Source organism: Bacillus sp. CIS52, assembly GCF_053545315.1.
Map to the genome: position 1 here is coordinate 117,543 of NZ_JBIUFR010000006.1, position 12,655 is coordinate 130,197.

Annotated in this window: 11 protein-coding genes; 9 read left to right on the forward strand and 2 right to left on the reverse strand. The window is 47.4% G+C overall.

Annotated elements, in window-relative coordinates; translation table 11 throughout:
- Positions 1-114: 114 nt before the first annotated feature.
- Genes opuAA through ACH32G_RS17715 form a run of 3 tightly spaced genes read left to right on the forward strand, consistent with a single transcriptional unit; the run spans position 115 to position 3,101 of the window.
- The gene (gene opuAA, locus ACH32G_RS17705; protein WP_016936830.1) at positions 115-1,371 is read left to right on the forward strand and encodes a glycine/proline betaine ABC transporter ATP-binding protein OpuAA; all 1,257 of its coding nucleotides are present in this window, start codon (positions 115-117) and stop codon (positions 1,369-1,371) included.
- Complete coding sequence (gene opuAB / locus ACH32G_RS17710) at positions 1,372-2,220, forward strand: glycine/proline betaine ABC transporter permease subunit OpuAB (protein WP_003156639.1); 849 nt, start codon at positions 1,372-1,374, stop codon at positions 2,218-2,220.
- Entirely contained in the window at positions 2,220-3,101 is an 882-nt protein-coding gene (locus ACH32G_RS17715) for a glycine betaine ABC transporter substrate-binding protein (protein ID WP_448814661.1), read from the forward strand. Before opuAB ends, ACH32G_RS17715 begins: the two co-directional genes overlap by 1 nt.
- Positions 3,102-3,135: 34 nt before the next feature.
- Here ACH32G_RS17715 and ACH32G_RS17720 read toward each other — a convergent pair whose 3' ends face one another.
- Positions 3,136-4,257 carry a M20 peptidase aminoacylase family protein gene (locus ACH32G_RS17720; RefSeq protein WP_448814662.1) on the reverse strand — a complete coding sequence of 374 codons (1,122 nt, stop codon included), beginning with the start codon at positions 4,255-4,257 and terminating at the stop codon, positions 3,136-3,138.
- 133 nt (positions 4,258-4,390) lie between these two features.
- Here ACH32G_RS17720 and ACH32G_RS17725 point away from each other — a divergent pair, with 133 nt between their 5' ends.
- The 4 genes from ACH32G_RS17725 (at position 4,391) to ACH32G_RS17740 (ending at position 9,795) form a co-directional block, all read left to right on the forward strand.
- Positions 4,391-5,824, forward strand: a complete 1,434-nt coding sequence (locus ACH32G_RS17725; protein ID WP_016936827.1) for a YfcC family protein — start codon at positions 4,391-4,393, stop codon at positions 5,822-5,824.
- A gap of 92 nt (positions 5,825-5,916) precedes the next feature.
- Positions 5,917-6,405, forward strand: coding sequence for a DUF6773 family protein (locus ACH32G_RS17730; RefSeq protein WP_016936826.1), 489 nt, complete (start codon positions 5,917-5,919; stop codon positions 6,403-6,405).
- Positions 6,406-6,620: 215 nt separating this feature from the next.
- The gene (gene amyE / locus ACH32G_RS17735; protein WP_448814663.1) at positions 6,621-8,600 is read left to right on the forward strand and encodes an alpha-amylase; all 1,980 of its coding nucleotides are present in this window, start codon (positions 6,621-6,623) and stop codon (positions 8,598-8,600) included.
- A gap of 241 nt (positions 8,601-8,841) precedes the next feature.
- The gene (locus ACH32G_RS17740) at positions 8,842-9,795 is read left to right on the forward strand and encodes an L-lactate dehydrogenase (RefSeq protein ID WP_016936824.1); all 954 of its coding nucleotides are present in this window, start codon (positions 8,842-8,844) and stop codon (positions 9,793-9,795) included.
- Positions 9,796-9,836: 41 nt separating this feature from the next.
- On the opposite strand, the gene ACH32G_RS17745 is transcribed toward ACH32G_RS17740, so the two are convergent.
- Positions 9,837-11,369 carry an MDR family MFS transporter gene (locus ACH32G_RS17745; protein WP_016936823.1) on the reverse strand — a complete coding sequence of 511 codons (1,533 nt, stop codon included), beginning with the start codon at positions 11,367-11,369 and terminating at the stop codon, positions 9,837-9,839.
- A 113-nt stretch (positions 11,370-11,482) separates the two neighbouring features.
- On the opposite strand from ACH32G_RS17745, the gene ACH32G_RS17750 reads away from it, so the two are divergent.
- On the forward strand, positions 11,483-11,944 hold the full coding sequence (locus ACH32G_RS17750) for a MarR family transcriptional regulator (protein ID WP_016936822.1): 462 nt from the start codon (positions 11,483-11,485) through the stop codon (positions 11,942-11,944).
- A gap of 63 nt (positions 11,945-12,007) precedes the next feature.
- Positions 12,008-12,637, forward strand: a complete 630-nt coding sequence (locus ACH32G_RS17755; protein WP_014469715.1) for a LysE family translocator — start codon at positions 12,008-12,010, stop codon at positions 12,635-12,637.
- Positions 12,638-12,655 lie beyond the last annotated feature (18 nt).

Consider the following 12,655-nt stretch of genomic DNA (forward strand, 5'->3'; position numbering starts at 1 on the left):
CAGACACATGGATGTTTTTAAAGTAATGATACAAAATAACAGGGATTATGATGTTTGTTTGACTTATTACAAACGTGTTACGGTATTAAGGATTGCTTATTATGGAGGGAAAATATGAGTGTAGATGAGAAACCAATTAAGATAAAAGTCGAAAATGTATCTAAAGTTTTCGGAAAACAGACAAAAAAAGCCATTCAGATGCTGTCCAGCGGAAAAAACAAAAAAGAGATCCTGAAAGCCACTGGATCAACCGTTGGTGTCAATCAAGCAAACTTTGATGTTTATGATGGGGAGATATTTGTCATCATGGGTCTATCGGGGAGCGGTAAATCAACTTTAGTTCGGCTGTTAAACCGGCTTATTGAACCGACTGCCGGGAATATCTATATTGATGGTGACATGATAACAAATATGTCAAAAGACCAGCTCCGGGAAGTGCGCCGGAAAAAAATCAGCATGGTCTTTCAAAAATTTGCGCTGTTTCCGCACAGAACGATTCTTGAAAATACGGAATACGGTTTGGAGCTTCAAGGCGTTGACAAAAAAGAGCGTGAGCAAAAAGCGCTTGATTCGCTTAAGCTTGTCGGTCTTGAAGGCTTTGAACACCAATTCCCCGATCAGCTCAGCGGAGGAATGCAGCAGCGTGTCGGCCTTGCCCGCGCATTAACGAATGATCCTGACATTCTTCTGATGGATGAAGCTTTCAGTGCGCTTGATCCGCTGATCCGTAAAGATATGCAGGATGAGCTTTTAGACCTTCATGACTCTGTCGGCAAAACGATCATCTTCATCACGCATGACCTTGATGAAGCATTGCGCATCGGCGACAGAATCGTGCTGATGAAAGACGGAAATATCGTTCAGATCGGGACACCTGAAGAAATTCTGATGAGCCCGTCCAATGAATACGTTGAAAAATTCGTTGAAGATGTAGATTTATCAAAAGTTCTGACAGCGGGCCATATCATGAAGCGCGCTGAAACTGTGCGGATTGACAAAGGGCCTCGTGTAGCGCTGCAGCTCATGAAGAATCTCGGTATTTCTTCCATTTACGCCGTTGATAAACAGAAACAGCTTCTCGGCGTCATTCATGCGGCGGATGCGAAAAAAGCGGTGGAATCCGACTTATCGCTTCAGGATATTTTAAATACTGAATTTACGACTGTGCACGAAAGCACCTACTTGACGGAAATTTTCGATGTCGTGTCTGATGCGAATATTCCAATCGCCGTCACGGACGATAAGGACCGCATGAAAGGCATTGTCGTAAAAGGCGCATTAATCGGCGCGCTTTCAGGTAATAACGATTATATAAATGTTGAAGATTCTGCTGAACAAGCTCAGGATTCTTCTGTTCAGGGGGTGAAGTAAATGGACAGATTGCCTAGAATTCCGTTAGCAGATATCGTTGACCGGTTTGTTGACTGGCTTACCATGACGTTCGGAGGTTTCTTTGACGGAATCTCAAACGGTTTGGCCGCTTTCGTAAACGCGATTGTGAGCGGATTGGGTTTCATCCCGTCTATTTTATTGACTGTTATTTTTGCAGCTCTCGCTTGGTGGATCAGTACGAGAGGAATTGCACTCTTTACGTTAATCGGATTCCTTGTTATTGATTATTTGGGTTATTGGTCGCCGATGCTGCAAACGCTGGCGCTTGTCGTCACATCTGTTTTGATTTCCATTATTATCGGGGTTCCGATCGGCATATGGGCGTCTCAGAAAGAAACGGTCCGCCGCATTGTCACACCGATTCTGGATTTAATGCAGACCATGCCGGCTTTCGTATACCTGCTGCCTGCCATTTTCTTCTTTAATATCGGGGTTGTGCCAGGCGTTGTGGCATCTGTTATTTTCGCGATGCCTCCGACGATCCGTATGACGGTTCTCGGTATTAAACAAGTTCCGGCTGATCTGATTGAAGCGACGGAAGCATTCGGTTCAACGACGTCTCAGCGTCTGTTCAAGGTTCAGCTTCCGCTTGCCACAAAAACCATTCTTGCCGGTATTAACCAAAGCATCATGCTTGCTTTGTCAATGGTCGTTATCGCGGCCATGGTCGGAGCGCCGGGTCTCGGTTCTGAAGTATACAGCGCCGTGACACAGTTGAAAACCGGTGTCGGAGTGGAAGCGGGTATCGCGATCGTTATCGTAGCGATTACACTCGACCGTATCACGCAAAACATTAAAGTGAAGAAGAAGAGCAGGGGGAATGCCTGATGCTTAAGAAAATCATCGGTGTCGGCGTTGCCGCTGCGCTGGCTCTTTCTTTGGCTGCCTGCGGTTCGCAGACTGATGGTCAGGCAACGGCTGCGGATCAGGTGAACAAAACCATTATCGGCATTGATCCGGGATCGGGGATCATGGCCCTGACGGATGAGGCCGTGAAGGATTACGGATTGAAAGACTGGAATGTCGTCACAGCATCAAGCGCCGCCATGACGGCGACATTGAAAAAATCATATGACCGGAAAAAGCCGATCATCGTAACGGGCTGGACGCCGCACTGGATGTTCTCCAGATATAAGCTGAAGTTCCTCGATGATCCGAAAAAAACGTACGGAACTGCCGAGCAGATTCATACGATTACAAGAACCGGTTTCAGTAAGGAACAGCCTAACGCGGCCAAGGTTCTCAGCCAGTTCAACTGGACGCAGGACGATATGGGAGAAGTCATGATTGCCGTTGAAGAAGGCGAAAAGCCGGCCAAAGCCGCTGCTGAATATGTGAAAAAACATAAAGATCAAGTAGCTCAATGGACAAAAGGCGCTCATAAAGTAAAAGGTGATAAAATCAACCTGGCTTATGTGGCGTGGGACAGTGAAATCGCAAGTACGAACGTGATCGGAAAAGTATTTCAAGACCTCGGCTATGACGTGAAGCTGACGCAAGTGGAGGCAGGCCCGATGTGGACTGCGATTGCGACAGGCAGCGCGGATGCGTCACTGTCTGCTTGGCTTCCGAACACTCATAAAGCATATGCGTCTAAATATAAAGGCAAATATGAAGATGTGGGAACGAGTCTGACAGGCGTCAAGATGGGTCTGGTCGTTCCTCAGTATATGAAAAACGTCAATTCAATTGAAGATTTGAAGAAATAACGAAGAAAAGCAGCCCTGTAACGGGCTGCTTTTTTTATGCTTCAAACGATGCGAGGACGGCGGCTGTTAATATCTCAACACCTGTAAAGATGGCGCTTCGGTCAAATGTCATATGAGGATGGTGAAGACCCGGCTGAAGTCCGCACCCGAGGCCGAGCATCGTCGTTTTCAAGTTCGGCACCTTCAGTCCGTAGAAATGAAAATCCTCTCCTCCGGTTGTCACGAGAGGCTCATCCACATGTTCTTCTCCGAGAATGCCGCTTATCGCAGACGCCATGATGGCTTCCGCTTCTTTGTTTCGCTCGGCTGCCGGGAGGCTGTGTTCTTTTTGCAGTTCGATCTTTGCGCCGAATGCGGCAGCTGCCGCCTCGCAGGCTCTTTCGGTTTCGGCGGTTAATTTCTCCATGGCGGCATTGGTTTGCGCGCGGAGATCAAGGCTGAAGGAGGCTTTTCCCGGGATGATATTGGAACTCTCTCCGCCTGCCTGAAGCTTTGTCATCTTCACCGAATGCGGAATGCCGGGATCGAGATGAATGAAGCTGAGTTTCTGCACGAGAAGGGCGGCGATTTCAATACTGTTAAGCCCGAGATGCGGTCTCGCGCCGTGGGCTTCTTCTCCGATAATCTGGCCTTCAATATGCTGGCTTGAGCCATGCAGAATGGAGGGGGCGCATCGGCCGTTTGCCGTTTCCTGTACGGGGCGTACGTGCACACCGTATAAGTAGTCAACATCATCAAGCACGCCTTTTTCAATCATTTTCAGCGCCCCGCCGCCTTTTTCTTCTGCCGGCTGAAAAATAAAGCGGATGGTTCCCTTCGGAAGCTTCGGCTGACTCTTTAAAAGCATCATCGTGCCGAGCGCCATCGTCATATGTGAATCATGTCCGCATGAATGGTTCGCCTGAAAAACACCGTCCACTTCCTGCCACAGCGCGTCAATATCCGCCCGGACCGCCACAACCGGGGAGCCTTCTCCGATTTCGCCGACAACTCCGGTACAATCATCAAACGTGCGGGTCCGGCAGCCGGCCGCTTTCAGTTTTTCAGCCAGATATTCAGTCGTTTGATATTCTTTCCAGCTTACTTCGGGATGGGCGTGCAGGTGGTTAAAAATATCCATAATGACTTGTTTGTCATGCTCTGTGAGTCTGTTCATGCCGTAAGTCCTCCTTCAAAAGCTGTCTGTTTTTTATTTTTGATATTGAAAACAGGCAATCGGTCTGTATATAATATAGCACATATCTGTATTTTCTGAATAGTTTATAAATTTAAAGCGGGATGGTGATGTTATGGCTGTGCCGAAGACCGAACCTGTATTGAAAAAGAAAAAAATGTTTGTCATGCCCGATGCTTATGTGCTGCTGTTCATTGTCGCTTTACTTTGCGCGATAGCGTCGTACATCGTTCCCGCTGGAGAATTCGACAGGGTGACAAAGGGAAGTGTGACGTCTGCCGTCCCTGGAAGTTATCATTCTCTGGATCAGTCCCCAGTCAGCCCGATCGCCTTTTTTACCGCGATTCAGGAAGGGATGACAAGTTCCGCACCGATTATCTTTCTGATCCTGTTTACGGGCGGCACCATTGCGATTTTAGAGAAAACGGGCGCCATCAATGGATTGATTAATAACGTGATCAGTACGTTCCGCACAAAACAGCTGCTGTTTATTGCGATTGTCGGATCTCTATTTTCGATTCTCGGCACAACCGGCATCGTCGTCAATTCCGTGATCGGTTTTATTCCGATCGGCCTGATCGTCGCCCGTTCGCTGAAATGGGATGCCGTGGCCGGAGCAGCCGTCATTTATATCGGCTGTTATGCGGGGTTTAACGCGACGATTCTATCACCTTCACCGCTCGGGTTATCACAAAGCATCGCGGAGCTGCCGATGTTTTCCGGCATCGGCCTGAGGATTGCCGTCTACATTTGTTTTCTGCTATCATCTATTTTATATATTTATCGGTATACGAGAAGACTCAGAAAAGCAAAGGACGCCAGTCTGCTGGGGAACGATTGGTTTCCGGCGGCAGGCTCAATCCGGCAGGTTTCTGATCAGGAGGACAAGCATGTCCCGTTTACTGTCCGCCATAAGCTGATTCTGGCTGTTGCGGCTTTGTCGCTTGCCGGCTTTTTGTACGGTGCGCTAACCCTTGGCTGGTCTGATTCAGAAATGGCCGCCGTGTTCATTTTCATCTCGATCGTCTCCGGACTGATTGCGGGGATGGCGGCAAATGATATCGCAAAAACGTTTATCACAGGCTGCCAGGGTCTCGTTTACGGCGCGCTGATCGTCGGAATGGCGAGAAGCATTTCCGTTATCCTTGAACACGGAAAGCTGCTTGATACGGTAGTCAATGGACTTGCGTCACTGCTCCACGGTTTCAGCCCGATGGCAGGCGCAATCGGAATGTATATTTCCAGTGCTCTGCTTCATTTTCTGATTTCATCAGGATCGGGGGAGGCGGTTGTATTTATACCGATTTTGGCTCCGCTTGCCGATCTGATGGGCATCACGAGACAGGTGGCGGTTGAAGCGGTCATGCTCGGAGAAGGCGTTGTAAACTGTGTCAATCCGACATCGGGCGTATTGATGGCCGTGCTGGCCGCAAGCGGTATTCCGTACGTAAAGTGGCTGCGCTTTATGGTTCCGCTGGCGCTGATCTGGTTTGTGATCGGCCTGGTGTTTATCTGCATAGGCGTTTTGATCAAATGGGGTCCCTATTAAACGTTTTTGTCAATGATATTTCGGTTTATCATTATGAATCGGCAAGATATAATGGGAGTTGTAAGCCATTCTTAAAAGTACGGGAGGAAGTCATGAATCAGCATCGGAACCGACTTTCAAACGTGAATGGAAAGAGTGAGAGTGTGAAAGAGAAAGAACGAATGATTTGGTCAGAAGTCGGAATGCTTGTGGGCACATTGTCTTTGCTTGATATCATTGTACGCGGGCTTGTCCTGAACTGTCCGTTTAGGGAATGGGCCGGAAGCTTGGCGGTTTTCTTCATTATAATTGTTTATTATTGTATCAGAGCAGGAGCGGCGGGAATGCTCATGCCGAGAATAGACACCAAGGAAGAACTGCGAAAACGAGTGAAGCAGCAGCGGATCGATTCAATTGCGGTCGCTTTTGCGGCAGCTGCGCTTACGATGTACGACAGGGGGCTGCCCCATACATTCTTTGCTTGGCTGAAAATGATCTTTCTTTTTATCGTCTGCGGAGGCGTTTTGTTTTTGCTTCGGTATGTCATTGTGAAGCTGTCTTACAGAAGAGCGATAAAAGAAGTGAAAAAGAAATCATCTTGATAGGTGGTTTCTTTTTTTGTTGATCTGATAGGAATATAGATTTGATTTCACTCTGACACGTTGCTTTGATAGAGAGTGTGTGATAAGTTGAAATGAAAGCGTTAACAAAATTCTCCAGTCTTCACAACATTCGAAAGGAGGAAGCTGAAGAAAGGGTAAGAGGAATTTTTGACTCCGCAGTCAGTCTTCAAAAAATCAAATAAGGAGTGTCAAAAATGTTTGAAAAACGATTCAAAACCTCTTTACTGCCGTTATTCGCCGGATTTTTATTGCTGTTTCATTTGGTTTTGTCAGGGCCTGCGACTGCAAACGCTGAAACCGCTGACAAATCAAATGAGGTGACCGCATCTTCAGTCAAAAGCGGAACCATCCTTCATGCCTGGAATTGGTCGTTCAATACGTTAACACAAAATATGAAAGATATTCGTGATGCAGGCTATGCAGCCATTCAGACGTCTCCGATTAACCAAGTAAAGGAAGGGAACCAAGGAGATAAGAGCATGAGGAATTGGTACTGGCTGTATCAGCCGACATCGTACCAAATCGGCAACCGTTACTTAGGAACTGAACAAGAATTTAAGGACATGTGCGCAGCCGCAGAAAAATATGGCGTAAAAGTCATTGTCGATGCGGTCATCAATCATACGACCAGTGATTATGGCGCGATTTCTGACGAGATTAAGCGTATTCCAAACTGGACCCATGGAAACACACAAATTAAAAATTGGTCGGACAGATGGGATGTCACTCAAAATTCACTATTGGGGCTGTATGATTGGAATACTCAAAATACTGAGGTGCAAACCTATCTGAAACGCTTCTTGGAAAGAGCATTGAATGACGGAGCGGACGGATTCCGCTATGATGCCGCCAAGCATATAGAGCTTCCGGATGACGGGAATTACGGCAGCCGATTTTGGCCGAATATCACAAATACAGCGGCGGAATTCCAATACGGAGAAATCCTGCAAGACAGCGCGTCCAGAGATACTGCTTATGCGAATTATATGAACGTGACCGCTTCAAATTATGGGCATTCCATCAGGTCCGCCTTGAAGAACCGCAATCTGAGTGTGTCGAATATTTCCCATTATGCATCTGATGTGTCTGCGGACAAGTTGGTCACATGGGTGGAATCACATGATACGTATGCCAATGATGAGGAAGAGTCTACATGGATGAGCGATGACGATATCCGTTTAGGCTGGGCAGTGATCGGTTCCCGCTCAGGAAGTACACCTCTTTTCTTTTCCAGACCTGAGGGCGGAGGAAATGGTGTAAGATTTCCCGGAAAAAGTCAAATAGGCGATCGCGGGAGTGCCTTATTTAAAGATCAGGCGATCACTGCGGTCAATCAATTTCACAACGAAATGGCCGGGCAGCCTGAGGAACTCTCAAATCCGAATGGCAACAATCAAATCTTTATGAATCAGCGCGGCTCAAAAGGCGTTGTGCTGGCAAATGCAGGATCGTCTGCCGTTGCCGTCAATACGTCAACGAAATTACCTGACGGCAGGTATGATAATAGAGCCGGCACCGGTTCATTTCAAGTAACGAACGGCAAACTGACAGGCACGATCAATGCCAGATCCGCGGCTGTTCTTTATCCGGACGATATCGGAAATGCGCCTCATGTCTTCCTTGAGAATTATCAAACGGGAGCAGTCCATTCTTTCAACGATCAGCTGACGGTCACCCTGCGTGCAAATGCGAAAACAACAAAAGCCGTTTATCAAATCAATAACGGGCAGCAGACGGGATTTAAGGACGGAGACCGATTAACGATCGGAAAAGGAGATCCAATCGGCACGGCATACGACATCAAGTTAACCGGAACGAACAGCGAGGGTGCAGCAAGAACCCAAGAATACACGTTTGTCAAAAAAGACCCGTCTCAAGCCAACATCATTGGCTATCAGAATCCGGACCATTGGGGCCAGGTAAATGCTTATATCTATAAACATGATGGAGGCAGGGCCATAGAATTAACCGGATCGTGGCCGGGGAAAGCCATGACTAAGAATGCAGATGGAATTTACACGCTGACGCTGCCTGAGAATGCGGATACGGCCAACGCCAAAGTGATTTTTAACAATGGCAGCGCCCAAGTGCCCGGACAGAACCAGCCCGGCTTTGATTATGTGAAGAATGGTTTGTATAACAATTCTGGTTTGAATGGCTATCTTCGGCATTAATGAATAGAGAAATCAGGATTTCTCAGAATGCCTGACTAAGCGCCGCCTTCAATGATTTTTAATCAAGCTGAAAAGATGACAGAATCCTAAAACCCAACCGTTTTAGGATTCTGTCAAAAATCTGGGGGGTTTTCAAGACAAAACTTTTCTCTTGCAAAAGTTTGTGAAATAGTGCACAATATAAATGTGAAATACTTCACAATAAAAACAGACACCACGAAACACTGGAGGATAAGCATACATGATGAACGAACGAGTGAACAAAGTAGCATTAATCGGAGCAGGTTTTGTTGGAAGCAGTTATGCATTTGCGTTAATTAATCAAGGGATCACAGATGAGCTTGTGATCATTGATGTAAATAGAGAAAAAGCCATGGGAGATGTCATGGATTTAAATCACGGAAAGGCATTTGCGCCTCATCCGGTGAAAACGTCTTACGGAACGTATGAAGATTGCAAGGATGCCGATATCGTGTGCATCTGTGCCGGAGCCAACCAAAAGCCGGGCGAAACGAGACTTGAGCTGGTTGAAAAAAACCTCGCCATTTTCAAAGGCATTGTCGGTGAAGTCATGGCAAGCGGATTTGACGGCATCTTCCTCGTTGCCACAAACCCAGTCGACATTCTCACTTATGCGACATGGAAATTCAGCGGTCTGCCGAAAGAACGCGTCATCGGCAGCGGCACGACACTGGATTCTGCGAGATTCCGTTATATGCTGAGTGAATATTTCGGAGCCGCTCCGCAAAACGTACACGCCCACATTATCGGCGAGCACGGCGATACCGAGCTTCCTGTATGGAGTCACGCTAATATCGGCGGAGTGCCGGTGCAGCAATTGCTGGAGAAAAATGCAGCTTACAAACAGGACGAGCTGGATCAGATCGTGGACGATGTGAAAAACGCCGCCTATCATATTATTGAGAAAAAAGGCGCGACATATTACGGAGTGGCGATGAGCCTCGCCCGCATCACAAAAGCGATTTTGCGTAATGAAAACAGTATTTTAACCGTCAGCACATATCTGGACGGGCAATACGGTGTAAACGACGTCTTTATCGGCATTCCGGCCGTCGTCAATCGGAACGGCATCGCCGGTGTGACGGAACTTGAACTGAACGAAACAGAACAGCGTCAATTCAGCCATAGCGCAAACGTGCTGAAAGACATTCTCGCTCCGCATTTCGCGGAGTAAACAAAAAAGCAGTACATGGCAAATGCCATGTACTGCTTTTTTTAATTCGCTTTTTTCGCCATTTCCTGAGAGGTTTTTACTCTCGCTTTTCCCATAAACAAAATGGTGATGGCTGCGATGACGATCGGCGCCAGAGCAAGCGTGAATACATACGTGATGCTCTGCGACATTGCGTCAATAATTTGGTCCAGAATGTGCGGCGGAATATGAGCGCGCGTGCCGGCCTGGAAAATGTCCTGAGGATTTCCGATGTTCTGCATCGCGCCGCCCGCTCCTTTCATGCCGCTGAATGAATCGGTCAGCTTGTTGGTAAACACATTCGTCTGGATGGTTCCGAAAATCGTCACACCGAGCGTCATGCCGAATGATCTCAAAAACGAGTTTGTTGAGTTGGCGCTCCCGCGGTAGCGCGGCTCGAGATCGTTCATGGACGCGGCCGGCAGCAGTGAAAAGTTGAAGCCGACGCCGAATCCTGAGATCAGCATGAATACCGTCAGCATCGTGCGCGCCGTATCCGGAGTCATATTGGAAAGCAGCAGCATTCCGATAAAGAAAGCGACCACGGAGATCAGCATCAAATTACGGAACCGTACTTTCGTCTGGAAAATTCCGCCGATCATACTTCCGATAACAGAACCGATCATCATCGGCGTCAAAATAAAGCCCGCGCTTGTCGCGGTGCTGCCGTACACAGCCTGAACGAAAATCGGGATAAATACCGCTAAAATCACAAATGTGGCTCCGTAAAGGAAAGCAAGAATCTGTGCCGTAGCAAATAAACGGTTTTTAAACATCCAAAAAGAAATAATCGGTTCTTCCGCTTTTCTTTCTACAATGAAAAAGGCGATAAAGAACACGGCGAACACAGCGAACAGACCGATGATCTGAACGGAGTCCCAATCATACGTTTTTCCGCCGAGCTCAAGAGCGAACATCAGACCGACAATGGAAACCACCAGCGTAATCGCGCCGGCCCAGTCGATTTTCTGTTTCTTGTGCTCAAGTGATTCTTTATAATAACGAAGAATGAAAAATAACGATAGAATGCCGATGGGCACGTTGATGTAAAATACCCAGTGCCAGCTGATGGAGTCGGTAATAAGCGCGCCTAAAAGCGGCCCGAGAACGCTGGACAGGCCGAAAACGGCGCCGAACATCCCCGACATTTTTCCGCGTTTTTCCGGCGGAAATAAATCAAAAATGATGGTGAAAGCGATCGGCATCAGCGCGCCTCCGCCGATTCCCTGAATGACGCGGTAAATAATGAGCTGGTCCATTGTTTGGGCAATTCCGCATAATGCCGATCCGATTAAGAAAAGAATGAGACCGAATAAAAAGAAACGTTTCCGCCCGTACATATCGGACAGTTTGCCGTAAATCGGCATACCGGCCATTACGGCTACCATGTATGATGCCGTCACCCATGCGAACTTATCGAAACTTCCGAGGTCCGCCACGATATTTCCCATCGCGGTGGCAACGATTGTATTGTCCATAGCCGACATTAAAATGCCCAGCAAAAGGCCGATGACGACAAACTTCGTCGAGGCGTCCTTCGCGGCTGTTTGTTCCATGCTTTTTCCTCCTATACTTACTTTTGATCATCAAATTTGCTATGATCATAATAGATTTGCCGAAAATTATCTTGATCGTCAAGATAAATTGATTTTATAGGGAGGCCTGTCAGTTGTCAACAAGAAATACCAGAAGCGAGACGGAGGAAACCGCGATACAGTTATTCCGGAAGATGGCCACAAGGACGATCCTGTTTCATCAGGCGGCCGCTCAATCTCTCGGTCTGTTTCCGACCGATTTGAAATCAGCTGATATTTTAAATGAAGCAGGCCCGATGACCGCGGGCGAGCTTGGGAAAAAAACCGGCCTCAGCACAGGTTCGGTAACGGCGCTCATTGACCGGCTCGAAAAAGCGGGATATGTCATGAGGAAAAAAGATCCTGAAGATAAACGGCGGGTGATCATTGTGCCGCTGACAGCCGGAAAAGCGAACGTGAAACAATTGTTCAGCTCCTTATCCCAGTCCACCATCAGCCTTTGCCGGCAATATAAAGAAGAAGAACTGCACCTGATATTCGATTTTCTCAAAAAAGTGACAGACATAATGGAAGATGAGCTTGAGAAATTAAAATAATATATCATAGCCCGGCCCATTCATGAATAATTTGTACAAGTTGCATGAATGAGGGGGAAGCCAATGAACATCTTTTTAAGCTACATCGTTCTCGGGCTGTCATTGTCAGCACCTGTCGGCCCGGTCAATGCGGCGCAAATTGACAAAGGCATCAAGAACGGCTTTTGGCATGCATGGATTTTCGGTCTTGGCGCCATGGCGGCAGACGGGCTGTATATGATTCTGATCTATTTCGGGCTGTCTCAATTTTTGACGGCGCCTTTCGTGAAAACGTTTTTGTGGCTTTTCGGTTTTTTCGTGCTGACCTACACGGGCGTCGAAACGTTAAAAAATATAAGGGAAGCCATGAACGTCAGAAGCGGAAAAGGAAAACCGGCTTTTTACAAAACATTCGGTGCGGGATTTTTTATTTCTCTTTCCAATCCGCTGAGCATTTTATTCTGGCTCGGCATATACGGCAGCATTCTCGCCAAAACCGCTGAATCCTTCGATGCAAACCAGCTTTTGATTTACAGCTCCGGCATTCTTCTCGGCATTTTGATCTGGGATTTCTGCATGGCGATTGCCGCAAGCACTTTCAGAAATCTTCTCCACGAAAAAGCGCTTCGCTGGCTGACGGGAGCGGCAGGTGTGTCTTTGATCGTTTTTGGTTTTTATTTCGGATGGCAGGGGATTCAAATGCTCATCTCATAAATAGAAGGACTGTCACCC

What these genes read in the sequence shown, in the direction of transcription:
- ACH32G_RS17755 (WP_014469715.1), top strand. Translation starts at nt 12,008, where the DNA reads ATGAACATCTTTTTAAGCTACATCGTTCTCGGGCTGTCATTGTCAGCA.
- ACH32G_RS17715 (WP_448814661.1), top strand. Translation starts at nt 2,220, where the DNA reads ATGCTTAAGAAAATCATCGGTGTCGGCGTTGCCGCTGCGCTGGCTCTT.
- ACH32G_RS17730 (WP_016936826.1), top strand. Translation starts at nt 5,917, where the DNA reads ATGAATCAGCATCGGAACCGACTTTCAAACGTGAATGGAAAGAGTGAG.
- ACH32G_RS17745 (WP_016936823.1), bottom strand. Translation starts at nt 11,369, where the DNA reads ATGGAACAAACAGCCGCGAAGGACGCCTCGACGAAGTTTGTCGTCATC.
- ACH32G_RS17720 (WP_448814662.1), bottom strand. Translation starts at nt 4,257, where the DNA reads ATGAACAGACTCACAGAGCATGACAAACAAGTCATTATGGATATTTTT.
- opuAB (WP_003156639.1), top strand. Translation starts at nt 1,372, where the DNA reads ATGGACAGATTGCCTAGAATTCCGTTAGCAGATATCGTTGACCGGTTT.
- ACH32G_RS17740 (WP_016936824.1), top strand. Translation starts at nt 8,842, where the DNA reads ATGATGAACGAACGAGTGAACAAAGTAGCATTAATCGGAGCAGGTTTT.
- amyE (WP_448814663.1), top strand. Translation starts at nt 6,621, where the DNA reads ATGTTTGAAAAACGATTCAAAACCTCTTTACTGCCGTTATTCGCCGGA.
- ACH32G_RS17725 (WP_016936827.1), top strand. Translation starts at nt 4,391, where the DNA reads ATGGCTGTGCCGAAGACCGAACCTGTATTGAAAAAGAAAAAAATGTTT.
- opuAA (WP_016936830.1), top strand. Translation starts at nt 115, where the DNA reads ATGAGTGTAGATGAGAAACCAATTAAGATAAAAGTCGAAAATGTATCT.